Annotated in this window: 24 protein-coding genes; 7 read left to right on the forward strand and 17 right to left on the reverse strand. The window is 67.9% G+C overall.

What is annotated here, in order from left to right; all coding sequences use genetic code 11:
* Window positions 1-4 precede the first annotated feature (4 nt).
* From phoR to pstS, 7 genes are all read right to left on the reverse strand, one after another.
* Window positions 5-1,327, reverse strand: coding sequence for a phosphate regulon sensor histidine kinase PhoR (gene phoR, locus BN948_RS07385; RefSeq protein ID WP_009517109.1), 1,323 nt, complete (start codon window positions 1,325-1,327; stop codon window positions 5-7).
* A 58-nt stretch (window positions 1,328-1,385) separates the two neighbouring features.
* Complete coding sequence (gene phoB, locus BN948_RS07390; protein ID WP_009517111.1) at window positions 1,386-2,117, reverse strand: phosphate regulon transcriptional regulator PhoB; 732 nt, start codon at window positions 2,115-2,117, stop codon at window positions 1,386-1,388.
* The gene (phoU, locus tag BN948_RS07395) at window positions 2,114-2,815 is read right to left on the reverse strand and encodes a phosphate signaling complex protein PhoU (RefSeq protein ID WP_009517112.1); all 702 of its coding nucleotides are present in this window, start codon (window positions 2,813-2,815) and stop codon (window positions 2,114-2,116) included. Before phoU ends, phoB begins: the two co-directional genes overlap by 4 nt.
* Before the next feature lie 28 nt (window positions 2,816-2,843).
* A complete protein-coding gene (pstB, locus tag BN948_RS07400; RefSeq protein WP_050980622.1) occupies window positions 2,844-3,635 on the reverse strand; it encodes a phosphate ABC transporter ATP-binding protein PstB in 792 nt (263 codons plus the stop codon).
* A 150-nt stretch (window positions 3,636-3,785) separates the two neighbouring features.
* Entirely contained in the window at window positions 3,786-4,640 is an 855-nt protein-coding gene (gene pstA, locus BN948_RS07405; RefSeq protein ID WP_009517115.1) for a phosphate ABC transporter permease PstA, read from the reverse strand.
* Between the two features lie 19 nt (window positions 4,641-4,659).
* Window positions 4,660-5,688 carry a phosphate ABC transporter permease subunit PstC gene (pstC, locus tag BN948_RS07410; RefSeq protein ID WP_009517116.1) on the reverse strand — a complete coding sequence of 343 codons (1,029 nt, stop codon included), beginning with the start codon at window positions 5,686-5,688 and terminating at the stop codon, window positions 4,660-4,662.
* 109 nt (window positions 5,689-5,797) lie between these two features.
* Complete coding sequence (pstS, locus tag BN948_RS07415; protein ID WP_009517117.1) at window positions 5,798-6,829, reverse strand: phosphate ABC transporter substrate-binding protein PstS; 1,032 nt, start codon at window positions 6,827-6,829, stop codon at window positions 5,798-5,800.
* Between the two features lie 193 nt (window positions 6,830-7,022).
* Between pstS and BN948_RS07420 the strand changes: the two genes are divergently transcribed.
* Window positions 7,023-8,510, forward strand: coding sequence for a Ppx/GppA phosphatase family protein (locus BN948_RS07420; RefSeq protein ID WP_009517118.1), 1,488 nt, complete (start codon window positions 7,023-7,025; stop codon window positions 8,508-8,510).
* Between the two features lie 74 nt (window positions 8,511-8,584).
* Window positions 8,585-9,028 (forward strand): hypothetical protein, encoded by a 444-nt coding sequence (locus BN948_RS27005; RefSeq protein ID WP_009517120.1) that lies wholly within the window; start codon window positions 8,585-8,587, stop codon window positions 9,026-9,028.
* Window positions 9,029-9,035: 7 nt separating this feature from the next.
* On the opposite strand, the gene BN948_RS07430 is transcribed toward BN948_RS27005, so the two are convergent.
* From BN948_RS07430 to BN948_RS07445, 4 genes are read right to left on the reverse strand one after another with little or no spacing between them, the layout of a single operon-like run.
* Window positions 9,036-9,518, reverse strand: coding sequence for a SixA phosphatase family protein (locus BN948_RS07430; RefSeq protein ID WP_035621021.1), 483 nt, complete (start codon window positions 9,516-9,518; stop codon window positions 9,036-9,038).
* A 19-nt stretch (window positions 9,519-9,537) separates the two neighbouring features.
* On the reverse strand, window positions 9,538-11,607 hold the full coding sequence (gene ppk1, locus BN948_RS07435; protein WP_009517122.1) for a polyphosphate kinase 1: 2,070 nt from the start codon (window positions 11,605-11,607) through the stop codon (window positions 9,538-9,540).
* The gene (locus BN948_RS07440; RefSeq protein ID WP_009517123.1) at window positions 11,604-12,524 is read right to left on the reverse strand and encodes a UDP-2,3-diacylglucosamine diphosphatase; all 921 of its coding nucleotides are present in this window, start codon (window positions 12,522-12,524) and stop codon (window positions 11,604-11,606) included. The genes ppk1 and BN948_RS07440 overlap by 4 nt, the downstream gene beginning before the upstream one ends.
* A complete protein-coding gene (locus BN948_RS07445; protein ID WP_035621022.1) occupies window positions 12,524-13,270 on the reverse strand; it encodes a GNAT family N-acetyltransferase in 747 nt (248 codons plus the stop codon). Before BN948_RS07445 ends, BN948_RS07440 begins: the two co-directional genes overlap by 1 nt.
* 135 nt (window positions 13,271-13,405) lie before the next feature.
* Between BN948_RS07445 and BN948_RS07450 the strand changes: the two genes are divergently transcribed.
* Window positions 13,406-13,939, forward strand: coding sequence for a DOMON-like domain-containing protein (locus BN948_RS07450; protein ID WP_138820182.1), 534 nt, complete (start codon window positions 13,406-13,408; stop codon window positions 13,937-13,939).
* Between the two features lie 20 nt (window positions 13,940-13,959).
* Window positions 13,960-15,165 carry an exo-beta-N-acetylmuramidase NamZ family protein gene (locus tag BN948_RS07455; RefSeq protein WP_009517127.1) on the forward strand — a complete coding sequence of 402 codons (1,206 nt, stop codon included), beginning with the start codon at window positions 13,960-13,962 and terminating at the stop codon, window positions 15,163-15,165.
* A gap of 4 nt (window positions 15,166-15,169) precedes the next feature.
* Here the strand turns inward: BN948_RS07455 and BN948_RS07460 are convergent, their stop codons facing one another.
* The 5 genes from BN948_RS07460 to BN948_RS07480 all read right to left on the reverse strand — a co-directional run bounded on the left by BN948_RS07460 (window position 15,170) and on the right by BN948_RS07480 (window position 20,722).
* A complete protein-coding gene (locus BN948_RS07460; RefSeq protein ID WP_009517129.1) occupies window positions 15,170-15,661 on the reverse strand; it encodes a GNAT family N-acetyltransferase in 492 nt (163 codons plus the stop codon).
* Window positions 15,661-16,995, reverse strand: a complete 1,335-nt coding sequence (gene glmM, locus BN948_RS07465; protein WP_009517130.1) for a phosphoglucosamine mutase — start codon at window positions 16,993-16,995, stop codon at window positions 15,661-15,663. Before glmM ends, BN948_RS07460 begins: the two co-directional genes overlap by 1 nt.
* 77 nt (window positions 16,996-17,072) lie before the next feature.
* A complete protein-coding gene (gene folP / locus BN948_RS07470; RefSeq protein WP_009517132.1) occupies window positions 17,073-17,897 on the reverse strand; it encodes a dihydropteroate synthase in 825 nt (274 codons plus the stop codon).
* An 82-nt stretch (window positions 17,898-17,979) separates the two neighbouring features.
* The gene (ftsH, locus tag BN948_RS07475) at window positions 17,980-19,896 is read right to left on the reverse strand and encodes an ATP-dependent zinc metalloprotease FtsH (RefSeq protein ID WP_035621024.1); all 1,917 of its coding nucleotides are present in this window, start codon (window positions 19,894-19,896) and stop codon (window positions 17,980-17,982) included.
* Between the two features lie 160 nt (window positions 19,897-20,056).
* Window positions 20,057-20,722 carry an RlmE family RNA methyltransferase gene (locus BN948_RS07480; RefSeq protein WP_035621026.1) on the reverse strand — a complete coding sequence of 222 codons (666 nt, stop codon included), beginning with the start codon at window positions 20,720-20,722 and terminating at the stop codon, window positions 20,057-20,059.
* Window positions 20,723-20,762: 40 nt separating this feature from the next.
* Between BN948_RS07480 and BN948_RS07485 the strand changes: the two genes are divergently transcribed.
* The 3 genes from BN948_RS07485 (at window position 20,763) to BN948_RS07495 (ending at window position 24,063) form a co-directional block, all read left to right on the forward strand.
* Window positions 20,763-21,233, forward strand: a complete 471-nt coding sequence (locus BN948_RS07485) for a YhbY family RNA-binding protein (RefSeq protein ID WP_009517135.1) — start codon at window positions 20,763-20,765, stop codon at window positions 21,231-21,233.
* Window positions 21,234-21,301: 68 nt separating this feature from the next.
* Window positions 21,302-23,371, forward strand: a complete 2,070-nt coding sequence (locus tag BN948_RS07490; protein ID WP_009517137.1) for a M3 family metallopeptidase — start codon at window positions 21,302-21,304, stop codon at window positions 23,369-23,371.
* Between the two features lie 44 nt (window positions 23,372-23,415).
* A complete protein-coding gene (locus BN948_RS07495) occupies window positions 23,416-24,063 on the forward strand; it encodes a DUF4124 domain-containing protein (protein ID WP_009517139.1) in 648 nt (215 codons plus the stop codon).
* A 20-nt stretch (window positions 24,064-24,083) separates the two neighbouring features.
* Here the strand turns inward: BN948_RS07495 and rpiA are convergent, their stop codons facing one another.
* Window positions 24,084-24,755: a ribose-5-phosphate isomerase RpiA gene (gene rpiA / locus BN948_RS07500; RefSeq protein ID WP_009517141.1), complete on the reverse strand. Its 672-nt coding sequence runs from the start codon at window positions 24,753-24,755 to the stop codon at window positions 24,084-24,086.
* Window positions 24,756-24,772: the final 17 nt, after the last annotated feature.

The following is a 24,772-nucleotide window of genomic DNA, read 5'->3' on the forward strand; positions in this document are numbered from 1 at the left end:
CGGCTCAACCCGGCGGTGTCGTGCGCACCCGCGTTGGCGGCAGCGCGATGGTGAAGGTCGAGCCCTGCCCCACGGTGCTCTGCACGTCGATGCGCCCGCCGTGGCGCTGCGCCACGTGCTTGACAATGGCCAGGCCCAGGCCGGTGCCGCCGGTTTCGCGCGAACGGCTGCGGTCCACCCGATAGAAGCGCTCGGTCAGGCGCGGCAGGTGCTCGGCGGCGATGCCGGGACCGGCGTCGGTTACGTAAAACTCGGCCACGCCCTCATCGTTGATGCGCCAGCCCGGCTCGATGAGGCCGCCGCCGGGGGTGTAGCGCACGGCGTTGCTCATGAGGTTGGACATGGCACTGATGAGCTCGGTCTTGGCCCCGGACACCCAGAACGAGGCGCTGCCCGCTGACGGTTCGATGCGGTGCGGCGTGCTCGCGATCGCCTGACTCAGGCCGCGCGCTTCCTGCACCGCGTGCTCCAGCAACTCCTGCGTTCCACACCATTCGCCCTGCCCCGGCGCGGGGCTGCCCTCCAGGCGCGAGAGCGTCAACAGGTCGTTCACCAGTGTCTGCATACGGTGCGCCTGCTGGCTCATAAGTCCCAGATACTGCTGGCGCTCCTCGTTGCTGAGCTCCAGGCTCTGCATGGTCTCGACGAAGCCGCTGAGGACAGTGAGCGGCGTGCGGATTTCGTGCGATACGTTGGCCACAAAGTCTCGCCGCATGGCCTCGGCGAGTTGCACCGCGGTGATGTCGCGCGTGATCATGAGCTTGCGCTTTTTGCCGTAGGGGTGGATCTGCAGTGAGATCTTGGCCGGCTGCGAGGGGCGCGGGCCGACGCCGTCGATGGTGATCTCGTGTCCGAAATCGCCGGCCGACAGATAGGCGTTGAAGGCAGGATGGCGCACCAGGTTGCGCACGTACTGGCCCAGGTCGCGCTGAGGGTCGAAGCCGAGCTGGTTGGACGCCGTGAGGTTGGCCCATTCGATGCGGCCCGCTGCGTCCAGCAGCACCACGCCGTTGGGCGAGGCCTGGATCGCCGCAAGAAAGTCTTCCAGCCGCGCATCGCTGTTGGCGGCCTTCTTCTCCAGCTTCTTGATGAGCTTGCGGCAGCGGTCGAGCAGTTCGCCCCAGAAGCCTTCCAGCTCGGGCATGCGCGAGACGTCGGCCTTGTTGAGCCAGCGCAGCACGCGCTGCGCACGCAGGCCGTCGCGCACCGCCCAGATGCCACACCCGACGAGTGCGCCCACGAATGACAAGGCCGCCTTGTCGGCGGCCCAACCGATCGCTGCTCCCGCAGCCACCAGGAGCAGCAGTTCGAGGAACCTCCGGCTCACTGGATAACCTGCGCGCGGCGCGCTGCGGTGCGAGCCCCTTCGGGCGGCCGTGCGGGACTCATGTGGCCGAAAGCGTCGACCCTTGCGTGGTGCGAGCGGGGCTGTTCATGGCGGTGAGGCGGTAGCCGGCGCCACGCACCGTCTCGACCATGGTCGATGCCTCACCCAGAGACTCTCTCAATCGTTTGACGTGAACGTCCACGGTGCGCTCCTCGATGAAGACATGGTCTCCCCAGACCTTGTCGAGCAGCGTACCACGGGAGTGCACGCGCTCCGCGTGCTTCATGAGGTAGTGCAGCAGTTTGAACTCTGTGGGGCCCACCTTGAGTTCGCGTCCGCGAAAGCTTACGCGGTAGGTGGCCGCGTCGAGCGTGAGTTCGCCCACCTGCACCGAGTCGTTCACGATCTCGGGCGCACGGCGACGCAACACCGCGCGGATGCGCGCGAGCAGTTCCTGTGTGGAGAACGGCTTGGTGATGTAGTCGTCGGCACCGGCGTCCAGCCCCTGCACCTTGTCGCTCTCGTCGCTGCGCGCGGTGAGCATGAGGATGGGCACGCTTTTCGTGCGCTCGCTCTTGCGCCACTGGCGCGCGAGCACGGCACCACTCTCGCCGGGCAGCATCCAGTCAAGCAGGATCACGTCGGGCAACACGGCGTCCACTTCGCGCTGCGCGGCGGCGCCATCGAACACGATGGTGGGCGCGAAGCCGTTGTGCCGCAGGTTGACGGCGATCAGTTCGGCGATCGAGGGTTCGTCCTCGACGACCAGGATCCGGGGCAGTTTTCTCATCCGGCAACGGACTCCACTTTGTCGACGGGCGTGTGACGGACGTCTTCGCCCTTGACGATGAAAATGATCTGTTCGGCGATGTTCTTCGCATGGTCGCCGATGCGTTCGATGGACTTGGCCAGGAACAGCAGGTCCAGACTCGGCGAGATCTTGCGCGCATCTTCCATCATGTAGGTGATCAGCTTGCGCAGGAAGCCGTTGTACTCCTCGTCGATCTCGTCGTCCGCCTTGATGATGGTGACCGCCATCTGCGTGTCCAGGCGCGCAAAGGAGTCGAGCGATTTTCTCAGCAGCGAGGCGGCCAGGTCGGCGGCCAGGCGCAACTCGGAGATCGGCAGGTTGCGCGGCGAGCCGGTCTCGATGATGGACTTGACCATGCGCGCCATGCGGGCCACTTCGTCGCCCGCGCGCTCCAGGTTCTGCGTGGTGCGCGAGATGGCCATGAGGAAGCGCAGGTCGCGCGCCGTGGGTTGGCGACGGCCGATCGTCGAGATGATCTCGTGGTCGATCGACACCTCCATCTGGTTGATGCGGTTCTCGTTCTCTTCCACCTGAAGGGCGGATTCGAGGCTCATGTTGACCAGCGCGTAGATCGCCTGGTGCAGTTGCGATTCGACGAGACCGCCCATCTCCAGCACATTGGTGGAGATGGAATTGAGTTCGGCGTCGAACTGGCTGGACAGGTGCTTGTCGCTCATGCGTGTGTCTCCCGGGGTGTGGCGCGGATCAGCCGAAGCGGCCGGTGATGTAGTCCTCGGTCGCCGTCTTGGTCGGCTTGAAGAAGATCTGCTCGGTGGCACCGAACTCGATCAGCTCACCCAGGTACATGTAGGCGGTGTAGTCGCTGCAGCGCGCGGCCTGCTGCATGTTGTGCGTGACGATGGCGATGGTGTAGTCGGACTTGAGTTCATGCACCAGTTCTTCCACCTTGCCGGTGGAGATAGGGTCGAGCGCGGAGGTGGGCTCGTCGAGCAGCAGCACCGAAGGCTTGACCGCCACGCTGCGCGCGATGCACAGGCGCTGCTGCTGACCGCCGGACAGCGACAGGCCGCTCTGGTTGAGCTTGTCCTTCACTTCCTTCCACAGCGCGGCCTTGGTCAGCGCCCATTCCACGCGGTCGTCCATCTCGCTGCGCGGCAGGTTCTCGTAGAGGCGCACACCGAAGGCGATGTTGTCGTAGATCGACATGGGAAACGGCGTGGGCTTCTGGAACACCATGCCGATGCGCGCGCGCAGCAGGTTCAGGTCCTGCTTGGCGTCGAGGATGTTCTGGCCGTACAGCTTGATCTCTCCCTCGGCGCGCTGGCCGGGATACAGGCTGTACATGCGGTTGAGCGTGCGCAGCAGCGTGGATTTGCCGCAGCCCGAGGGGCCGATGAAGGCCGTGACGCGCTTTTCCTGGATGTCCAGCGTGACGTTCTTGAGGCCCTGGAACTTGCCGTAGAAGAAGTTCAGGTTGCGCACCTCGAGGGCGTTGCGCACCTCGCCCTGGGTGGCCGGTGACTTGCTCGCGGCCATGTTGTCGGGGCGGATGGCGAAGGCGGTGTCGGACACGATGAGTTCCTTGAATGAAGCTGTGATCAAGAGGTGCCGCGGAACCGGCTGTGCTGGGCCGCAGGCACCGCCCCCTTGAGGGGGTCGCGCGAAGCGCGGCGGGGGTGTTTCATGTCAGGTCTTCACTTTGTCGCGGAAGAAGACGCGCGCCAGGATATTGAGTGCGAGCACGGTCAGCGTGATGATCAGCGCACCAGCCCAGGCCAGGCGGACCCAGTTGTCGTAGGGGCTCATCGCGAACTGGAAGATCACCACCGGCAGGTTGGCCATGGGGCCACCCATGTCGGTGCTGTAGAACTGGTTGCTCAGCGCGGTGAACAGCAGCGGCGCCGTTTCGCCGCTGATGCGCGCCACCGCCAGCAGCAGGCCGGTCATCACACCGCTCTTGGCCGCGCGCAGCGTGACCATGAGCGAGACCTTCCAGCGGGGCGCACCGAGCGCGAAGGCCGCTTCGCGCAGGCTGCCCGGCACCAGGCGCAGCATGTTCTCGGTGGTGCGCACCACCACGGGAATGGCGATCAGCGCCAGCGCCAGGCTGCCGGCGTAACCCGAGAAGTTGCCCACCGTGGCCACGGCGATGGAGTACACGAACAGGCCCAGCACGATGGACGGGGCTGACAGCATGATGTCGGTAACGAAGCGGGTGAACTCGGCCACCTTGCTGTTGTCGCCGTACTCGGTGAGGTAGATGCCGGCCAGGATGCCCACCGGCGTGGACACCAGCACCGACAGGCCGACGATCATCAGGCTGCCCAGCAGGGCGTTGCGCAGGCCACCGCCTTCGGAGCCCGGGGCGGGCGTGTCGGCGGTGAAGACGTTCAGGTCCAGGCCGGCGACGCCATTGGAAAACAGGACCCACAGGATCCAGAGCAGCACGACCAGACCGAGGACCATGGCGCCCATGGACAGGGTCAGGCCGATGAGGTTGGTGGTCTGGCGGCGTTTGTAGAGCGCTTGATTCATTTGCATGGTATGGGCCCGCTCTTGCTCAGACGCCTTTGGCTTTTTCGGCGCGGATGATCATCCACTTGGCCAGCGCCAGCACCACGAAGGTGATGCAGAACAGCAGGAAGCCCAGGGCGAACAGGGTGTTGAAGTGCAGGCCCTCGGCTTCGCCGAATTCGTTGGCCAGCACCGAAGCAATGGAGGTGCCGGGCGAGAACAGCGAGGTGGGCAGCCGGTTGGCGTTGCCGATCACGAAGGTGACGGCCATGGTTTCGCCGAGTGCGCGGCCCAGGCCGAGCATGATGCCGCCGATGACGCCCTTCTGCGTGTAGGGCAGCACCACCTTGGCGACCACCTCCCAGGTGGTGCAGCCCAGGCCGTAAGCGGATTCGCGCAGGATGGGCGGCGTGATCTCGAAGACGTCGCGCATCACGGCGGCGATGAAGGGCAGCACCATGAACGCGAGGATGATGCCGGCGGCCAGGATGCCCAGACCGTTGGGCGCGCCGCCAAACAGCCAACCGATGAGGGGCATGCCCATCATGAGTTCGCGCACGGGCATCTGGAAGTGGTCGGCGAACACGGGCGCGAACACGAACAGGCCGAACATGCCGTAGATGATGGATGGCACGGCCGCCAGCAGTTCGATGGCGGTGCCCAGCGGGCGGCGCAGCCACACGGGGCAGGTCTCGGTCAGGAAGAGCGCGATGCCGAAGGCCAACGGCACACCGAAGAGCATGGCGATGCCCGCGCTGAGCAAGGTGCCGACGATGGCGATGGCCGCGCCGTACTGCTCGTTGACGATGTCCCACTCCACCGTCCAGAGGAAACTCAGGCCGAAGGTCTTGAACGTGGGCCAGGCGTTGATGAACAGCGAAACGATGATGCCCGCCAGGGCGACGAGCACCAGCAGCGAGAAGGCCTGCGTGAGGCGGTGGAAGACGAAGTCCTGCCATTGCTGGCGGCGCGCGACGGCCATCATGGCGCTGTCGCTGCGCTGATCGCGCTGGCCACTGTGTGAAGTGCTCGTGGAGGCCATGCTCGGGTCTGCGCTGCTGGTGGTGGTGTTCATCGGACCCCCTTCGGGCCTGGTGTGACAGACTGTATGACAGACATCGGACTGAAGAAACCCACCGGCCGGCCCGGCCCACCGGTGGGTTCGTCGGGCGCTCAGGCGCCGATCAGCGGGCGATCTGCGACCAGACCTTGTCGCGGATCTGGCTGGTCACCGCGTCGGGCAGCGGCACGTAGTCCAGCTCCACGGCGGCCTGCTTGCCGTTCTTGAAAGCCCAGTCGAAGAACTTCAGCACCTCGGCCGACTGCGCCTTGTCGGTGGGCTGCTTGTACATGAGGATGAACGAGGCGGTGCTGATGGGCCAGCTCTCCTTGCCCTTGGCGTTCACCATGGACACGCCCATGCCGGGCACGCTCATCCAGTCCACGCCAGCGGCGGCAGCGGCGAAGCTCTTGTCGTCCGGCTGCACGTACTGGCCGTCGGCGTTCTGCAGCGACATGTGCGGAATGTTGTTCTTCTTGGCGTAGGCGTACTCGACGTAGCCGATGGAGCCGCGGGTGCGGCTCACGTTGGCGGCCACGCCTTCGTTGCCCTTGCCACCCACCGAAGTGGAGGCCGGCCATTTCACGGCAGCGCCCTTGCCCACCGAGTCAGCCCAGTCCTTGCTCACGGAAGCCAGGTAGTCGGTGAAGTTGAAGGTCGTGCCCGAACCGTCCGCGCGGTGCACCACGGTGATGGGGGTGTTGGGCAGGGTCTTGCCGGGGTTCAGCGCCGTGATCTTGGCGTCGTTCCAGGTGGTGATCTTGCCCAGGAACATTTCGGCCAGCACCGGGCCGGTGATGCGGATGGCGCCGGGGGCGAAGCCTTCCAGGTTGAACACGGGCACCGTGCCGCCGATGATGGCGGGGAACTGCACCATGCCGTCCTTGTCGAGGTCTTCACCTTTCACGGGGGCGTCGGAGGCACCGAAGGCCACCGTCTTGGCGCGGATCTGGCGCAGGCCGCCCGACGAGCCGATCGACTGGTAGTTCAGGCCGGTGCCCGTCTGAGCCTTGTACATCTCCGCCCACTTGGCATAAATGGGGAACGGGAACGTGGCGCCAGCGCCGGTGATGTCGGCAGCGTGTGCGGTGCCGAGCGCGACGGTGGCCATCGCGGCAGCGGCCAGGGCTTTCAGAAGGGTGCGTTTGCTGTTCATGCAGAGAGTCCTCAGGGGTTGCAGAGAAGGGACGAGCGGACTTTATGGAGGCTGTGTGACAACTGCGTGACATCAAATGCGCGTCACAAAATTGGCCTTCCATGCCACGGCTCCTGCCGCCCGCTCCGTAGGCATGCGTCACAATCGGCGCCTCCCGCCCAGCGGCACGTCGCCCGCACGCCCCCATTTCTCCATGCAAAACGGAACCCTCCTCGCCGCCGTGGACCTCGGCTCGAACAGCTTTCGCCTGGAGATCGGCCGCTACCACGCCGGCCACATCGAGCGGGTGGAGTACCTGAAGGAGACGGTTCGCCAGGGCAACGGGCTGGACGAGGAGAAGAACCTCAACCCCGCCGCCATGGAGCGCGGTTGGGAATGCCTGGCCCGCTTCGGCGAACGGCTGCAGGGTTTCAAGAAGCAGCAGGTGCGTGCCGTGGCCACGCAGACCCTGCGCGAGGCCCGCAACCGCGAACAATTCCTCAACCGCGCGCAGCAGGTGCTGGGCTTTCCGATCGAGGTCGTGTCCGGACACGAAGAGGCGCGGCTGATCTACCAGGGTGTCTCGCGCCTGCTGCCGCATTCCGACGAGCGTCGCCTGGTGGTGGACATCGGCGGACGCTCGACCGAGATGATCATGGGCCAGGGCTACACGGCCGAGGTGCTCGAGTCGTACCGCCTGGGCAGCGTGGCCTGGTCCTCGCGCTATTTCCCGCGCGGGCAATTCACTGCGGCCACGCTCAAGACGGCCGAGGTGGCGGCCAAGGCCGTGCTCGACGAGGCGATGGACAAGTTTCCGCCCACGCAATGGCACGTGGCCTACGGCTCCTCGGGCACGGTGGGCTCGATCGCCGACATGCTGGGCGCCAACGGCTGGGCCATGGGGTTGATCACGCGCTCCGGGCTGGACTGGCTCACCGAGCGCTTGCTGCGTGCAGGCCACGTGGACAACCTGCGCCTCGATGGCCTGAAGGACGACCGGCGACCGGTGCTGGCGGGCGGCCTGTCGGTGCTGCGCGCGATCTTCGACCTCTATGGCCTGGACCAGATGCTGCCCGCGCAGGGCGCGCTGCGCCACGGTGCGCTGTACGACCTGATCGACCGCGAGAGCGACGGCGGCGACGTGCGCGAGCGCACGGTGCGCTGGCTGGCGCAGCGTTTTTCGGCCGACGAGGCACAGGCGCGCCGTGTGGGGGAGGTGGCCAACGCGCTGTTCTCGCAGGTGGCGGCGCCCGATGAGCAGGACACCCGCTACTCACAGAAGCTGGCCTGGGCCGCACAACTGCACGAGATCGGCTCGCACATCTCGCACGAGCGCAACCACCACCACGGCGCCTACATCCTGGACAACGTGGACGCGCCGGGCTTCTCGCTGCGGGAATTGCACCGCATGAGTCTGCTGGTGCTGGGCCAGCGAGGCAAGCTGCGCAAGCTGGAAGAAGCCCTGCAGGACGAGCTGTTCGCCAAGCAGCTCATCTGCCTGCGCCTGGCCGTGCTGCTGTGCCACGCGAGGCAGTTGCCGGAGTACCAGTCCATGCGCCTGGGCTACAAGACAGGCGCGTTCAAGCTGGCGACGCCCTCGGGCTGGGCGCGGCGCTTCCCACAGTCGGCCTGGTTGCTGGGGGAGGAGATCCAGGCCTGGCAGAAGGTGTCGTCCTGGAAGTTCACGGCGGACGTGCGCTGAGCCGTCATACGGCTTTCATATAAACTGTTTATACGGTTTATACTCATCGCCCCTCATACCCCCAGGAGCGATCCATGGCCCCGGCCAACGACAAATCCGCCAGCAAGAAGCCCAAGCTCGTTCGCGACAGCTTCACCATTCCGAAGAACGAATTCGCCGCGATCGAGACACTCAAAGCCCGTGCGATCGCCCTGGGCACCAGCGTCAAGAAGAGCGAACTGCTGCGCGCCGGCCTGATGGCGCTGCAGGGCCTGAGCGACGCGGCCTACAAGGCCGCCGTGGCCGCCGTGCCCACGCTCAAGACCGGTCGCCCGGCCGCGAAGCCCGTGGCGGCGCCGGTCGAGAAGAAGGCCGCGGCCAAGAAGCCGACAGCGAAGAAAGCGGCGACGACGAAGGCTGCGAAACCCACGGCCAAAGCCGCACCGAAGGCACCGGCCAAGCCCGCCGCGAAGCCCGCCCGCAAGGCCCCCGCGAAGAAGGCCGCGCCCCGCAAGGCGCCCGCCACCAAGACCGCCTGAGCCGGCCTCAGAGCATCTCGGGCGTCTGCACCGTGACGACCACGGTCTCGTTCGAGCCGTTGCGCTCGCGGTGGCGCAGCCACCACAGGGCGCCCTTCTTCACCGAGCAATCGTCCTCGGTGAAGCCCATCAGGCGAGCGATTACCTGCCCCAGCGTGGGCTGGTGCCCCACCACCACCACCGGCCCCTTGCCCGCAGGCCACTGCACGAGCTCCAGCAGCGCGTCAACCGGGGCCTCGGGGGCGATCGCCTCGCTGATCTTGTAGCGCCGGCCCAGCGCCATCACCGTCTGTTCGCAGCGCACGGCCGGGCTGCTCCACACCCGCGCGCCTTCGGGCAATTGCCGGTCCAGCCAGGCCGCCACGCGCGCGGCCTGCTTCTCGCCGCGCGGGGTGAGCCGGCGCGCCAGATCCTCCCGATCGCCCGGCACGCCCTCGGCCGGGTCGGGGTGGTCCTGCGCTTCGGCGTGGCGCCACAGGATCAGGTCCATGCCACGCACCGTCATCGCCCTACCCCTTCCCACCGTGTCGCGCCATCAAGCTGGCCTGGGCCGACTGCAGGTGGTTGCGATGGCGCCCGGAAGCGGCCGGCACATAGCGGCCATCGGGCTGCAGCAGCCAGGCGTCGCGCGTGTCGTGCAGGTAGGCGTTGAGGCATTCGTCCACGATGCGCTGGCGCAGGGCCGGGTCGGTCACCGGCCAGGCCAGCTCCACGCGGCGCAGCATGTTGCGGTTCATCCAGTCGGCGCTGGACAGCCAGACCTCCTCGTCGCCATCGACACGGAAGTGATACACGCGCGAATGCTCCAGCAGCCGACCGATGACCGAGCGCACGCGCACGTTGTCGGTGAAGCCCGGCACGCCGGCCGGCAGCACGCAGGCGCCGCGCACGATGAGGTCGACCTTCACGCCCTGCTGCGACGCCGCGGCCAGCGCGCGCGCCAGCGACTCGTCGGTGAGCGCGTTCATCTTGAGCGTGATGCGCGCGTCCTGCCCGCGCGCGGCGGCCTCGCCGGCGGCGGCCACCTTGTCGAGCATGGCCTTGTGCAGCAGGAAGGGCGCGATGAGGGCCTTGTTCAGCTTCGCCAGCCGGTTCTGGCTGGCCAGGTGCAGGAAGACCTGGTCGACGTCGGCCGTGAGCGATTCATCGGCCGTCAGGTAGCTCAGGTCGGTGTAGACGCGCGCGGTGCCCGGGTTGTAGTTGCCGGTGGACAGGTGCGCGTAGCGGCGCAGGCCCTGGGGCTCGCGGCGCGTGATGAGCAGCATCTTGGCGTGCGTCTTGAGCCCGACCACGCCGTACACCACCTGCGCCCCGACGGATTCGAGGCGCTCGGCGTAGTTGATGTTGGCCTCCTCGTCGAAGCGCGCCTTCAGTTCAACCACGGCCGTCACTTCCTTGCCGCGGCGCACGGCCTCACGCAGCAGGTCCATCAGCTCGCTCTTGGCGCCGGTGCGGTAGATGGTCTGCTTGATGGCCAGCACGTCGGGGTCCTCCACCGCTTCGCGCAGGAAGGACAGCACGGCGTCGAAGCTCTCGTAGGGCTGGTGGATCAGCACGTCACCCTGCTGCAGCCGCTCGAAGAAGGACTGCCCCGGCGTGAGCTGCTGCGGCCAACCGGGCAGGTAAGGCTCGAAGCGCAGCTCGGGTGCGTCGACCTTGTCGATGAGCTGGTTCAGGCGCACCAGGTTCACCGGGCCGGGCACGCGGTACAGGCAGGCCTCGGGCAGCGCGAACTGCTCGAGCAGGAAATCGGACAGGAAGGTGGAGGCGCCGGCGGAGACCTCCAGGCGCAACGCCTGCCCGTAGTGGCGCTGCTGCAGTCCCTTGCGCAGGGCGGTGCGCAGGTTCTTCACCTCTTCCTCGTCCACCGCCAGGTCGGAGTGGCGCGTGACTCGGAACTGCGAGAACTCGGTCACCTGGCGCCCAGGAAACAGCTCGCCCAGGTGGGTGCGGATGAGGCTGGAGATGGAGACGAAGTGGATCTGCTTCGACCCCTTCACCGACGGCAGGCGGAAGAAGCGCGGCAGGATGCGCGGCACCTTGACGATGGCGATCTCGTTCTCGCGGCCAAAGGCGTCCTTGCCGGTGAGGCGCACGATGAAGTTGAGCGACTTGTTGGCCACCTGCGGGAAAGGGTGGGCCGGGTCCAGCCCCACAGGCATCAGCAGGGGCTGCACCTCGTTGTGGAAGATCTCGCGCACGTGGCGCCGCTGGCGGGCGTTGCGTTCGCTGTGCGCCACGATCTTGATGCCCTTCTTCTCCAGCGCGGGCAGCAGCTCGTCGTTGTAGATGGCGTACTGCTGGGCCACCAGTTTGTGCACTTCGGCGGACAAGGCCTCGAAGGTCTGGGCGGTGTAGAGGCCACGCGTTTCGTGGGCCTTGGCCGCCGCCAGTTGCGGCGCCATGCGCACCTCGAAGAACTCGTCGAGGTTGCTGGAGACGATGCTGAGGTAGCGCAGACGCTCCAGTTCGGGCACGTCCTGGCGACGCGCCCAGTCCATCACGCGCTCGTTGAACGCGAGGATGCTGTGGTCGCGGTCGAGAAGGGAAAAACGCGGGGCGGTGGGTTGGCCGGTCATGCGCCGATTATGGTTTGGCCGCGCGCTTTTTCACCCTGCGCGACGCCTTCGGGCAAGGCGCCCGGCGCCCAGTGCACCAGCTCCAGGCGGCCGTCCAGGTGCTCCACCAGGGCCGACAGGCTTTCCACCCAGTCACCGTCGTTGCAGTAGAGCGTGCCGTCGATGTGGCGCATCTCGGGCCGGTGGATGTGGCCACAGACCACCCCGTGGTAGCCGCGCGAGCGGGCCTCGGCCGCCACGGCGCGCTCGAAGTCCATCACGTAGTTCAGGGCCTTCTTGACTTTGTGCTTGAGGTACTGCGAGAGCGACCAGTACGGCAGGCCCATGCGCGCGCGCAGCGAGTTGAGGTGGTTGTTCAGGCGCAGCAACAATTCGTAGGCGTTGTCGCCCAGGTAGGCCAGCCACTTGGCGCACTGGATCACGCCGTCGAAGTGGTCGCCGTGCACCACCCACAGGCGGCGGCCGTCGGCCGTGGTGTGCACCGCCTCGTTGTGCACCTCGATGCCGCCGAACTGGTTGCCGTCGAACTGGCGGGCGAATTCGTCGTGGTTGCCGGGCACGAAGACCACGCGGCAGCCCTTGCGCGCGCGGCGCAGGAGCTTTTGCACCACGTCGTTGTGCGACTGCGGCCAGAACCATTTGCGGCGCAGTTGCCAGCCGTCGATGATGTCGCCGACCAGGTACAGGGTCTCGCTGGGGTGCTGCTTCAGAAACTCCAGCAGCGGACGCGCCTTGCAGCCGGCGGTGCCCAGGTGCAGGTCGGAGATGAAAACGGCCCGGTAGCGGGCGCGCTCCGGGCCGTCGGGGGCGTCATCGGCGTCGCCGTGATCGACGTCGATGGGCAAGGCTCCTCCCCCGCCCGCCTGCAGGCGAGATCTTGCGGCCCAGCCACCCAGTGCATCAAAAGCGGTTCGCATCAGGCAGCCCCTCCCAACAGGTGTTTTCGGTAACGCGGCGGCAGGTCGCCCAGCCGCATCAGCATGGGCAGATCGGCGGTGTTGAAGTCCGGATCCCAGGCCGGCGGGCCGAGCACCTTGGCGCCCAGGCGCAGGTAGCCCTTGATGAGCGCGGGCGGCTCCACGTCCAGCGAGTCGTCCAGCCGGTCCACCGGCAGCGGCAGGCGCGGGCGCACGTGCCAGTCGATGGGCGCGAGGTGGTGTTCCCGCACCTGGCGCCAGAGGCTGGCGGCCAGGCGGCCGTCTTGGTGCATGGGGATGCTGGCGCAGCCGATCATCACGTCCAGCCCGTTGCGCTGCATGAAGGCACCGAGCGCGCCCCACAGGGCGAGGATCACGCCGCCCTGGCGGTGCTCGGGGTGCACACAGCTGCGCCCCAGTTCCACCATGCGCTCGCGCACCTGGCGCAGGCGGGTGAGGTCGAACTCGGTGTCGCTGTAGGTGCTGCCCACGCGGCGGGCCTGCGCGGGCGTGAGCACGCGGTAAGTGCCAATCACCGCGTCTGTGTTGGCGTCGCACACCAGCAGGTGCTCGCAATAGTCGTCGAAGAGATCGATGTCGTGGCCGGGCAGCGGCGTAGACAGGCGGGCACCCATTTCGCCCGCGAACACGTCGAAACGCAGTCGCTGCGCGGCGCGCACGTCGTCCAGGTGGCGCGCCCAGCGCACCTGCAAACCACCCGTGCGCTCGAACGCCGGGAGGGCCATGGGCAGCGACGTCGCTGCAATGATCTGGGTCTTGTCCATGGCCCTTCATGCTGCGACGCACCCGTGGCACGCACATGGCAAGCAGGTGACGGTTGCGTGAAACGACACGGCGCCCGGGCTGACACAATGGCGCCCGTGCCCACCCCGCTGCCCCTCATTCCTCACCCCGCTTCGCCGCCGATCGCGCTCAGCATCGCCGTGAGCGTGAGCGCCGAGCCGCGCGAACTGGTGCTTCACTACCGCGTGTACGGCGACATCGACGCGGTGCGCTGGCCCGAACCCCAGGGCGGCGGCATGGCCGATGGCCTGTGGCGCCACACCTGCCTGGAGGCCTTCATCGCCCAGGCTGGCCAGGGCGCCTATCGCGAGTTCAATTTCTCCCCCTCGGGCCAGTGGGCCGACTACGCCTTCAGCCGCACGCGCGTGCGCGACGCGCAGACCAGCGCGCCCTACGCTCCCCTGATCGAGCGGCGCGACACCGCCGACGGTGTGGATCTGGTGGCGGTGCTGGAGCGCCGGCACCTGCCGCCCGGGGCCTGGCAACTGGGCCTGAGCGCGGTGGTCGAAGACGTCCGCGGCCAGGTGTCGCACTGGGCGCTGCACCATCCCCGGCCGGCCCCCGACTTCCACGACCCCGCGGGCTGGACACTGCGCCTGCCCGCCGATTGACCTTCTCCCTGCCCACGCCCATGCAATTCGGCATCGAACGCTTCCTGAACGACCCTGCGCTGCGTGCGCCCCTGGCCGGGCGGCGCGTGGCCGTGCTGGCACACCCGGCCTCGGTCACGCGCGATCTGACGCACAGCCTGGACGCCCTGGCCACCCTGCCCGATGTGAAGCTCAGCGCGGCCTTCGGCCCGCAGCACGGCCTGCGCGGCGACAAGCAGGACAACATGGTCGAGTCGCCCGACTACACCGACCCGCGCCTCGGCATTCCGGTGTTCAGCCTGTACGGCGAGGTGCGCCGCCCCACCGACGCCATGATGGACAGCTTCGACGTGCTGCTCGTCGACCTGCAGGACCTGGGCTGCCGCATCTACACCTTCATCACGACGCTGCGCTACGTGCTGGAAGCCGCCGCGCGCCTGGGCAAGGCCGTGTGGGTGCTGGACCGCCCCAACCCCGCTGGGCGCCCGGTGGAAGGCACCACGCTGCGCGAGGGTTGGGAGAGCTTCGTGGGCGCGGGCCCCATGCCCATGCGGCACGGGCTCACCATGGGCGAGCTGGGCCAGTGGTTCATCGCCACGCTGGGCCTGTCGCTGGAATACCGCGTGATCACCATGGCCGGCTGGCGACCCGACGAGGCGCCGGGCTTCGGCTGGCCGATCGGCGAGCGCAGCTGGGTAAACCCGAGCCCGAACGCACCCAACCTGTCGATGGCGCGCGCCTACGCGGGCACCGTCATGCTGGAAGGCACCACGCTCAGCGAGGGTCGGGGCACCACGCGGCCACTGGAGCTGTTCGGCGCGCCCGACATCGACACGGCGCGGCTGCTGGCCGACATGCGCCGCATTGCACCGCAGTGGTTGCGCGGTTGCATGCTGCGCGAATGCTGGTTCGAGCCGACATTTCACAAGCACGTGGGCCAACTGTGCGCCGGCGTACAGATCCACGTGGAAGACCCCGCGCACTACGGCCACGCGGATTTCCAGCCCTGGCGCCTGCAGGCCCTGGCGTTCCGGGCCATTCGCGTGCAACGGCCAGACTACCCGCTGTGGCGCGACTTCCCCTATGAGTACGAGCGCGACCGGCTCGCCATCGAGCTCATCAACGGCGGGCCGCTGCTGCGCGAATGGGTGGACGACGTGAATGCGCCGCCCGAGGCACTGGACGGCGCCGCGCGGGCCGATGAGGCCGCCTGGACCGAGGCGCGCCGGCCTTACCTGCTGTACTGAGCGCTCAGTCCAGCCACTTCTGCAAAAACTGGGCGCTGCCCATCGCCGGGTCCAACTGGTACCCGGCGAAGCCCACGCGTTCATACAGCCGCATGGCCGGGGCATTGCCCGACAGCACCTCCAGCGTGAGCTTGCAGGCCCCGCGCTCTCGCGCGATGCGCTCCACCTCGCCCAGCATGGCCTCTGCGATGCCGCGCCCCCTGTGGCTGTCGAGCACCGCCACATCGTGCACGTTCACCAGCGGCAGGCATTTGAAGGTGGAAAAACCCTCGATGCAGTTGACCAGGCCGACGGCGGCCTCGCCATCGAAGGCCAGCACGCTGAAAGCGTGCGGTCGGCTCGCCAACTCGGGCACCAGCCGCTGGCGGGCGAATTCGCTCAGGGGTTCTCCGCCGCCGGCCGGATCGCTCGCGTAAGCATCCAGCAAGGCCACAATGGCTCGCGCATCAGCGGGGCGGGCGTAGTCGGCGCGCCGCACCGAGTACACGGCGGCCATCAGGCGGCCCTCGCGGCGTCGGCCAGGCGCTCGGCGCTGGCCTGGGCCACGGCGGCGTCGCGCGCCTCCACCATCACGCGCAGCAGCGGCTCGGTGCCGCTGGCGCGGATCAGCACGCGGCCGGCCTCGCCCAGCTCACTCTCCACCGCCTTGGTGGTGTCGGCCAGGCGGACGTTGGTCTTCCAGTCCTGCCCGGGCTGCAGGCGCACGTTGATGAGCGTCTGCGGGAACAGCGTCACGTCGGCCAGCAACTGCGCGAGCGTCTTGCCGCTGCCCACGCAGGCGTAGAGCACCTGCAGCGCCGACACCAGGCCGTCGCCGGTGGTGTGGCGGTCAAGCACCAGCAGGTGGCCCGAGCCCTCACCACCAAGAATCCAGCCGTGGCGCTCCAGTTCCTCGAGCACGTAGCGGTCGCCCACCTTGGCGCGCACGAAACGCACGCCGCGCGCCTTCAGCGCCACCTCCACCGCCATGTTGGTCATGAGCGTGCCCACCACACCGGGCACGTCCTCGTCGCGCGCCAGGCGGTCGGCCACCATCAGGTAGAGCAGTTCGTCACCGTTGTAGAGGCGGCCGTGGCGGTCAGCCATCTGCAGGCGGTCGGCGTCGCCGTCGAGCGCGATGCCGTAGTCTGCGCCGTGCTCGCGCACCGCCGCCAGCAGGGCCTCCGGGTGGGTGGCGCCCACGCCGGCGTTGATGTTCAGGCCGTCGGGTGCGCAGCCGATCTTGATGACCTCGGCACCGAGTTCGTGGAACACGGCGGGCGCGATGTGGTACGCCGCGCCGTGCGCCCCGTCCACCACGATCTTCAGGCCCTTGAGACTCAGATTCTGCGGGCAAGTGCTCTTGCAGAACTCGATGTAGCGGCCCGCCGCGTCGTCCAGCCGGCGCGATTTGCCCAGCGCCGCCGCCGGCACCCAGACCGGGGGCTCGTCCAGCGCGGCCTCCACGTCCAGCTCCCATTGGTCGCTCAGCTTGGTGCCCTGCGCACTGAAGAACTTGATGCCGTTGTCGGCGAAAGGGTTGTGGCTGGCCGAGATCACCACGCCCAGGCTGGCGCGCTGCGCGCGGGTGAGGTAGGCCACGGCCGGCGTGGGCACGGGGCCCAGCAGCACCACGTCCACACCCGCCGAGTTGAAGCCGGATTCGAGCGCGGCCTCGAGCATGTAGCCGGAAATGCGCGTGTCTTTGCCGATCAGCACCGTGGGATGGGCTTCGGTGCGCTTGAGCACGCGGCCCACCGCGTGCGCCAGGCGCAGCACGAAGTCGGGGGTGATCGGGGCTTGACCGACGGTGCCGCGAATGCCGTCGGTGCCAAAGTACTGGCGAGCCATGTCTTGTTCTCCTCGGGTCTGGCTTGTTTTGTGTGACCTTTGGATTATCACGGCCCGGCGGGCTCGCGCGGCCAGCGTCAGCGTGCGGCCTGCCACACCTTGAGGGCCTCGACCGTGGCGCGCACATCGTGCACGCGCAGCACGCGGGCGCCGCGCTCGGCCGCCAGCAAGGCGGCGGCCACGCTGGCGACCACGCGATCGGCTGGGTTCTGCAGGCCCGTGACCGCGCCGAGCGAGGACTTGCGCGACCAGCCCGCGAGCAGCGGATAGCCCTCCTCCAGCAGCTCGGCCTGGCGCGCGAGCAGGCTGAAGTTCTGCGGCACCGTCTTGCCAAAGCCGTTGCCGGGGTCCAGCACGATGCGCTCGCGCGCCACGCCGAGGTCGCGCAGAGCCTGGGCGCGTTCGCGCAGGAAGCCGCGCACCACCGGCAGCACATCACCTTCCAGCGGCGCCACCTGCATGGTCAACGGGTCGCGGTGCATGTGCATCAGGCACACGCCGGCGCGCGGGTGGGCGGCCACCGCGCCGAGCGCGTCACCCTGGCGCAGTGCCCAGATGTCGTTGACGATGTCGGCGCCCAGGTCCAGCACGGCGCGCATCACCTCGGGCTTGTTCGTATCCACCGACAGCGGCACACCCAGGTGCAGGGTCTCGCGCAGCACCGGCAGCACGCGCGCCAGTTCTTCGTCCAGCGGCACGGGTTGGCTGCCCGGGCGCGTGGATTCACCGCCGATGTCCAGAATGTGCGCACCCTCGGCCACCAGTTGTTCGGCGTGGGTAATGGCGGCGCGCGTGGTGGCGTGCTGGCCGCCGTCGGAGAACGAGTCGGGCGTGACGTTCACGATGCCCATCACGCGGGGCTCGCTCAGGTCGATGTCGAAGCGGGTGGTGGTCCAGCGCATGGCGAGCACGTTAAGCACTTTGGAAAAGGAAAAAGAAAACGGGGCCAATCATGGCCCCGTTCGGGTGGTGATGCTTGCGCGATCAGGCCGCGTTGGGCGCGGGATCCGGCGTCACCGCCGGCGAACCACCGCTGCCACCACCGCCACCCACCGGGTTGCGCGGCGTCCAGTCCTTGGGCGGGCGCGGCGGCTTGCCGGCCATGATGTCGTCAAGCTGCTCGCCGTCGATGGTTTCCCACTCGAGCAGGGCCTTGGCCATGGCGTGCATCTTGTCGGCGTGCTCTTCGATCAGGCGGCGCGCCTCGGCGTACTGCTCGTCGATGATGCGGCGCACCTCGCCATCCACCTTCTGCATGGTCTGCTCGGAGATGTTGGTGGTCTTGGTGACCGAGCGGCCCAGGAAGACCTCGCCCTCGTTCTCCGCGTAGACCATGGGGCCCAGGGCGTCGGTCATGCCGTAGCGCATGACCATGTCGCGAGCGATGTGCGTGGCGCGCTCGAAGTCGTTGCTGGCGCCGGTGGTCATCTGATTCATGAACACCTCTTCCGCGATGCGGCCACCGAACAGCATGCTGATCTGGTTGAGCATGTACTCGCGGTCGTAGCTGTAGCGGTCCTTCTCGGGCAGGCTCATGGTCACGCCCAGCGCGCGGCCGCGCGGGATGATGGTGACCTTGTGCACCGGGTCGCACTTGGGCAGCAGCTTGCCGATGAGCGCGTGGCCGGACTCGTGGTAGGCCGTGTTGCGGCGCTCTTCCTCGGGCATGACCATGCTCTTGCGCTCGGGGCCCATGAGGATCTTGTCCTTGGCCTTCTCGAAGTCCTGCATCTCCACGGTGCGCGCGTTGCGGCGCGCGGCCATCAGCGCGGCCTCGTTGCACAGGTTGGCCAGGTCGGCGCCGCTCATGCCCGGCGTGCCGCGCGCGATGATGGCGGCGTTCACGTCGGTGCCCAGCGGGATCTTGCGCATGTGCACGTTGAGGATCTGCTCGCGGCCGCGGATGTCGGGCAGCGTCACGTAGACCTGGCGGTCGAAACGGCCCGGGCGCAGCAGGGCGGCGTCCAGGATGTCGGGGCGGTTGGTGGCGGCCACCACGATCACACCCAGGTTGGTCTCGAAGCCGTCCATCTCGACCAGCATCTGGTTGAGGGTCTGCTCGCGCTCGTCGTTGCCGCCACCCAGGCCGGCGCCACGCTGGCGGCCGACGGCGTCGATCTCGTCGATGAAGATGATGCAGGGCGCGTTCTTCTTGGCGTTCTCGAACATGTCGCGCACGCGGGCCGCGCCCACGCCGACGAACATTTCCACGAAGTCGGAACCCGAGATACTGAAGAACGGCACCTTGGCTTCACCGGCGATGGACTTGGCCAGCAGCGTCTTGCCGGTACCCGGCGGGCCGACCAGCAGCAGGCCGCGCGGGATCCGCCCGCCCAGCTTCTGGAATTTCTGCGGGTCCTTCAGGAAGTCGACGACCTCCTTCACCTCTTCCTTGGCCTCGTCGCAACCGGCGACGTCAGCAAAGGTGACGGTGTTGTTGTTCTCGTCCAGCATGCGCGCCTTGCTCTTGCCGAAGCTGAAGGCACCGCCCTTGCCACCCCCCTGCATCTGCCGCATGAAGTAGATCCACACGCCGATCAGCAGCAACATGGGGCCCCAGCTCACGAGCAGGGTCATCAGCAGCGAGCCCTCTTCGCGCGGGCGCACGTCGAACTTGACGTCGTAATTGATCAGGTCGCCGACCAGGCCCCGGTCGAGGTAGGTGGCGGTGGTGCGCACACGCCGGTCGTCCTGGGTGACGGCCACGATCTCGGTGCCGCCCTGGCCTTCCTGAATGGTGGCGCTCTTGATCTGGCGAGCCTTGACCTGGTCAAGGAACTCGGAGTACCCGATGTACCCCGCGCCTGCACTCGCGCGGCCGTCGAACTGCTTGAAGACCGTGAAGAGCACCATGGCGATGACCATCCACACGGCGATTTTCGAGAACCACTGGTTGTTCAACTGCTGCTCCTGGGTGCGCATGCGCGCAAGTGCACGCATATGCAAGGCATTCTAGGACTTTCAAGTCCCCCTGCCGTTTGTCGGTGACGTGGAAATGTCAATGGAAAGCTTAGGTTTTTCCCATCCGGGCCGCCGGTTCACGTAAGGGAAGACGGACGGTTCAGGTCTTCAGACCCATGCCGACCAGGAAGGTTTCGGACGATTTGTCCCGGCTGGCCTTGGGCTTGACGGGCTTGACCACCCGGAAGGTCTGGCGGAACAGCGCCAGCATGGGATCGTAGGCGCCGCCGTGGAAAAGCTTGACCACCAGCGCGCCGTCGCGCTTGAGGTGTGCGCGGGAGAATTCCACCGCCAGCTCGATCAGGAGCTCGATGCGCGCGGCATCGGCGTCGGCCACACCCGAGAGGTTGGGCGCCATGTCCGACACCACCAGGTCGAGCTGGGCCACCCCGCGTTCGGCCAACGCGGCCTCCAGGGCGGCCAGCACCTCGGCCTCGCGGAAATCGCCCTGGATGAATTGCACGCCCTCCACCGGCTCCATGGGCAGCAGGTCGAGCGCCACGATGGTGCCGTTGAGCTGGCCGACGGCCGCGCCCTGGGGACTGAGGCGGCGGCGCAGGTACTGGCTCCAGGCGCCCGGGGCGCTGCCCAGGTCGACCACGGCCATGCCCGGCTTGATCAGGCCCAGGGTTTCGTCGATTTCCTTGAGCTTGTAGGCGGCCCGGGCGCGGTAGCCGTCCTTCTGGGCCAGGCGCACGTAGGGGTCGTTCACGTGCTCGTTGAGCCAGGCCTTGTTGACCTTCTTGCTCTGGGTGCGGACCTTGATGCCCATGCGCTGTTCGGGGGTGGTAAACGATAATTCTCCCATGCCCTACATTTCGCTCACGCCCGCCCAACGCAAGGTCCACCGCGCCGAGGCCCACCACCTCGACCCCGTGGTCCACATCGGCAACGACGGCCTCACCCCCGCCGTGCGCAAGGAAGCCGATGCCGCGCTCAAGGCGCACGGCCTCATCAAGATCCGCGTGCTCAACGACGACCGCGCCGCGCGCGAGACCATGCTGGCCGAGTTGGCTGATGCGCTCGACGCCGCGCCGATCCAGCACATCGGCAAGCTGCTGGTGCTCTGGCGCCCCCTGCCCGAGAAGGCGCGTACCGCCGACGAAGACCGCAAGCCCGGCCCGCGCGAGGTGAAGGTGCTCAAGTTCGGCAAGCGCCCGGGCCAGAAGCCGGAGGTCAAGGTGGTGAAGGTGCTGGGCAACCAGCGCATCACGCCCGGCGGCAAGCTCAAACGCGCCAAGGTCCGCAAAACAAGTATCAAAAAGAACGCCGGCTGAGGCCCCGCCGAACGCTTGCGCGCCTCACCGGCTTGAACTCCCGCCCCTCGCCACCCATCTGAGTCGCCATGAACGTTCGCCAAGACCCTGCCCAGCTCAATCCCCTGCTCGACTTCAGTGGCCTGCCGCGCTTTGACGCGATCACGCCGGAGTCCGTCGGGCCCGCCATCGATGAATTGCTGGCCCAGGCCAATGCCGCGCTCGACGCCGTGACGGCCCCGGGCTTTCCCACCGAGTGGGCGGCCATGGCCAGCACGCTGGACGTGTCCACCGAGCGCCTCTCGCGCGCTTGGGGCGCCGTGAGCCACCTCAACAGCGTGGCCGACACGCCCGCGCTGCGCGCGGCCTACAACGCGGCCCTCCCCAAGGTCACCGAGTTCTGGACCCGACTGGGCGCCGATGAACGGCTCTACGCCAAGTACAAGGCCATGGACCCGGCCTCGCTCAACGCCGAGCAGGCCCGCGCGCACCACAACGCACTGCGTGGCTTCGTGCTGGGCGGTGCCGAGCTGCAGGGCACGGCCAAGGAGCGTTTTGCCGCCATTCAGGAGCGCGCCGCCGAGCTGGCGCAGAAGTTCAGCGAGAACGCCCTCGATTCCACCGACGCCTTTGCGCTGTACGTGGAAACCGAGGAACTGGCCGGTGTGCCGGATGACGTGGTGCAGGCCACCGCCGCTGCCGCGCGCGCCGAAGGCCGCACCGACCACAAGCTCAGCCTGAAGATGCCGGTCTACCTGCCGGTGATGCAGTTCGCCCGCTCGGGCGCGCTGCGCGAAAAGCTCTACCGCGCCTACGTCACCCGCGCCAGCGACCAGGCGCCGGCCGAGCTGGCCCGCTTCGACAACACGGCCCTGATGGTGGAGCTGCTGGCCCTGCGCCACGAAGAGGCGCGCCTGCTGGGCTACCGGCACTTCGCCGACGTCTCGCTGGTGCCCAAAATGGCCGAGTCGCCCGAGCAGGTGACAGCCTTCCTGCGCGATCTGGCGAAGAAGGCCCGCCCCTTCGCCGAGCAGGACCTGGCCGACCTGCGCGCCTTCGCCGCCGATCACCTGGGCATCGCCGACCCGCAGGCCTGGGACTGGCCCTACATCGGCGAAAAACTGAAGGAGGCGCGCTACGCCTTCAGCGAGCAGGAAGTCAAAACCTATTTCACGGCGCCGAAGGTGCTGGCCGGCCTGTTCCAGATCGTGGAGACGCTGTTCGAGGTGGCGATCCGCCGCGACAACGCGCCGGTGTGGCACCCGGGCGTGGAGTTCTACCGGATCGAACGCGGTGGCCAGCTCGTGGGCCAGTTCTACCTGGACCCCGGCGCGCGCACCGGCAAGCGCGGCGGTGCCTGGATGGACGACGTGCGCGCCCGCTGGCTGCGCCCCGACTCGCGCACCCTGCAGACCCCCGTGGCCCACCTGGTGTGCAACTTCGCCGACGGCGTGGGTGGCAAGCCCGCCCTGCTCACGCACGACGACGTGACCACCCTGTTCCACGAGTTCGGGCACGGCCTGCACCACATGCTCACGCAGGTGAACGAGCGCGACGTCTCGGGCATCAGCGGTGTGGAGTGGGACGCCGTGGAACTGCCCAGCCAGTTCATGGAGAACTTCTGCTGGGAGTGGGACGTGCTCAAGCACATGACGGCCCACGTGGACACCGGCCAGCCGCTGCCGCGCGCGCTGTTCGACAAGATGCTCGCCGCCAAGAACTTCCAGAGCGGCCTGCAGACCCTGCGACAGGTGGAGTTCGCCCTGTTCGACATGTTGCTGCACGGCGAGCCCACCCCGCCAGCCGACGGCGCGGCCATCCTCACCCTGCTCAACCGCGTGCGCGCCGAGGTGGCGGTGCTGATGCCGCCGGCCTACAACCGCACGCCGCACACCTTCAGCCACATCTTCGCGGGCGGCTATGCGGCCGGCTACTACAGCTACAAATGGGCCGAGGTGCTCAGCGCCGACGCCTACGCCGCCTTCGAGGAGGCCGCGGCGCGCGATGGCCACAACACGCTCGACGTTGCGACGGGCCGGCGCTACCGTCAGTCGATTCTGGAGGCCGGCGGCAGCCGCCCTGCGATGGAATCGTTCAAGGCCTTCCGCGGTCGCGAACCGTCGATCGACGCCCTGCTGCGGCACCAGGGCATGGCCTGAACCACCGCCGACCCCGCCGACCAAGACAACAACGAGTGAGCCACATGAAGAGGATCATTGCCGCCACCCTCGCCACCGCCGGCCTGCTGGCCGCACTGCCCGCCGCGGCCCAGGGCGTCTACCGCATCGTCGGCCCCGACGGCCGCGTCACCTTCTCCGACCAGCCCCCGCCCGCCGCGAACGCGCGCCCGCAGACCGGTGCCAGCAGCTCCGGGTCGGCCTCCGGCGGCGCCCAGTTGCCGTTCGAGTTGCGCCAGATCGCGTCGCGGTACCCGGTGGTGCTGTACACCGGCGAGAACTGCGCGCCCTGCAACAGCGGACGCAACCTGCTCGGCTCGCGCGGCATTCCGTACACCGAGAAAACCATCAACACCACGGAAGACGCCGAAGCCCTTCGCCGGCTGAACAGCGACGCCACCCTGCCCCTGCTCACCATCGGCGGGCAGAAGTTGCGCGGCTACCTGGAAACCGAGTGGACGCAGTACCTCGACGCGGCGGGCTACCCAAAACAATCGGCGCTGCCGCCGGGCTACCGCCAGCCAGCGCCCACGCCGCTGGTGGCCGTCAAGCCGGTGCCGGGCATGCCCTCGGCCACAGGTGCCCCTGCGGCCGGCACGCCCGCCACCGCCGCACCGCCGGCCGAGATCCCGGTGCAGCCGCCGGCCGACAACCCGGCCGGCATCCGTTTCTGAGGCCTGTCTGAGTCGCGCGCTCAGAAGTTCAGCGTCTTCACCCCGCCCGACGTGCCCAGCAGGCACACGGCGGCCTTCTGGTGGGCGAATACGCCCACCGTCACCACCCCGGGCCACTGGTTGACCTCGCTCTCGAAGGCGAGCGGGTCGGCAATGCTCAGGCCGGTCACGTCCAGGATGTGCTGGCCGTTGTCCGTCACCAGCGGCCGACCATCCTTCAGGCGCACACGCGCCTGGCCGCCCAGGGCCGCGAACTGGCGCACCAGCCGCGCCGTGGCCATGGGGATCACCTCCACCGGCAGCGGGAACGCGCCCAGCGTTTGCACCAGCTTCGATTCGTCGGCGATGCAGACGAAGCGGCGCGACTGGGCCGCCACGATCTTCTCGCGCGTGAGTGCGGCGCCGCCACCCTTCACCATGTGTCCGCGCGGGTCGATCTCGTCGGCGCCGTCGATGTAGACCGAGAGCTCGCCCACCTCGTTGGCCTCGAGCACGGGGATACCGATGGCCTCGAGCCGCGCGGTGGAGGCTTCGGAACTGGACACGGCGCCGGGCACGCGGTCCTTCACCGTGGCCAGGGCCTCGATGAACTTGTTCACCGTGGAGCCCGTGCCCACGCCGACCACCTCGCCAGGCGTCACGTATTGAAGGGCGGCCTGGCCCACCAGCGTTTTGAGTTCGTCCTGGGTCATTTGCGAGAATCCGGGGT

This window comes from Hydrogenophaga intermedia (assembly GCF_000723405.1).
Classification (GTDB): Bacteria; Pseudomonadota; Gammaproteobacteria; order Burkholderiales; family Burkholderiaceae_C; genus Hydrogenophaga; species Hydrogenophaga intermedia.

What these genes read in the sequence shown, in the direction of transcription:
- phoB (WP_009517111.1), bottom strand. Translation starts at nt 2,117, where the DNA reads ATGAGAAAACTGCCCCGGATCCTGGTCGTCGAGGACGAACCCTCGATC.
- phoU (WP_009517112.1), bottom strand. Translation starts at nt 2,815, where the DNA reads ATGAGCGACAAGCACCTGTCCAGCCAGTTCGACGCCGAACTCAATTCC.
- pstB (WP_050980622.1), bottom strand. Translation starts at nt 3,635, where the DNA reads ATGGCCGCGAGCAAGTCACCGGCCACCCAGGGCGAGGTGCGCAACGCC.
- pstA (WP_009517115.1), bottom strand. Translation starts at nt 4,640, where the DNA reads ATGCAAATGAATCAAGCGCTCTACAAACGCCGCCAGACCACCAACCTC.
- pstC (WP_009517116.1), bottom strand. Translation starts at nt 5,688, where the DNA reads ATGAACACCACCACCAGCAGCGCAGACCCGAGCATGGCCTCCACGAGC.
- pstS (WP_009517117.1), bottom strand. Translation starts at nt 6,829, where the DNA reads ATGAACAGCAAACGCACCCTTCTGAAAGCCCTGGCCGCTGCCGCGATG.
- BN948_RS07420 (WP_009517118.1), top strand. Translation starts at nt 7,023, where the DNA reads ATGCAAAACGGAACCCTCCTCGCCGCCGTGGACCTCGGCTCGAACAGC.
- BN948_RS27005 (WP_009517120.1), top strand. Translation starts at nt 8,585, where the DNA reads ATGGCCCCGGCCAACGACAAATCCGCCAGCAAGAAGCCCAAGCTCGTT.
- BN948_RS07430 (WP_035621021.1), bottom strand. Translation starts at nt 9,518, where the DNA reads ATGGACCTGATCCTGTGGCGCCACGCCGAAGCGCAGGACCACCCCGAC.
- ppk1 (WP_009517122.1), bottom strand. Translation starts at nt 11,607, where the DNA reads ATGACCGGCCAACCCACCGCCCCGCGTTTTTCCCTTCTCGACCGCGAC.
- BN948_RS07440 (WP_009517123.1), bottom strand. Translation starts at nt 12,524, where the DNA reads ATGCGAACCGCTTTTGATGCACTGGGTGGCTGGGCCGCAAGATCTCGC.
- BN948_RS07445 (WP_035621022.1), bottom strand. Translation starts at nt 13,270, where the DNA reads ATGGCCCTCCCGGCGTTCGAGCGCACGGGTGGTTTGCAGGTGCGCTGG.
- BN948_RS07455 (WP_009517127.1), top strand. Translation starts at nt 13,960, where the DNA reads ATGCAATTCGGCATCGAACGCTTCCTGAACGACCCTGCGCTGCGTGCG.
- BN948_RS07460 (WP_009517129.1), bottom strand. Translation starts at nt 15,661, where the DNA reads ATGGCCGCCGTGTACTCGGTGCGGCGCGCCGACTACGCCCGCCCCGCT.
- glmM (WP_009517130.1), bottom strand. Translation starts at nt 16,995, where the DNA reads ATGGCTCGCCAGTACTTTGGCACCGACGGCATTCGCGGCACCGTCGGT.
- folP (WP_009517132.1), bottom strand. Translation starts at nt 17,897, where the DNA reads ATGCGCTGGACCACCACCCGCTTCGACATCGACCTGAGCGAGCCCCGC.
- BN948_RS07485 (WP_009517135.1), top strand. Translation starts at nt 20,763, where the DNA reads ATGCCCTACATTTCGCTCACGCCCGCCCAACGCAAGGTCCACCGCGCC.
- BN948_RS07490 (WP_009517137.1), top strand. Translation starts at nt 21,302, where the DNA reads ATGAACGTTCGCCAAGACCCTGCCCAGCTCAATCCCCTGCTCGACTTC.
- BN948_RS07495 (WP_009517139.1), top strand. Translation starts at nt 23,416, where the DNA reads ATGAAGAGGATCATTGCCGCCACCCTCGCCACCGCCGGCCTGCTGGCC.
- rpiA (WP_009517141.1), bottom strand. Translation starts at nt 24,755, where the DNA reads ATGACCCAGGACGAACTCAAAACGCTGGTGGGCCAGGCCGCCCTTCAA.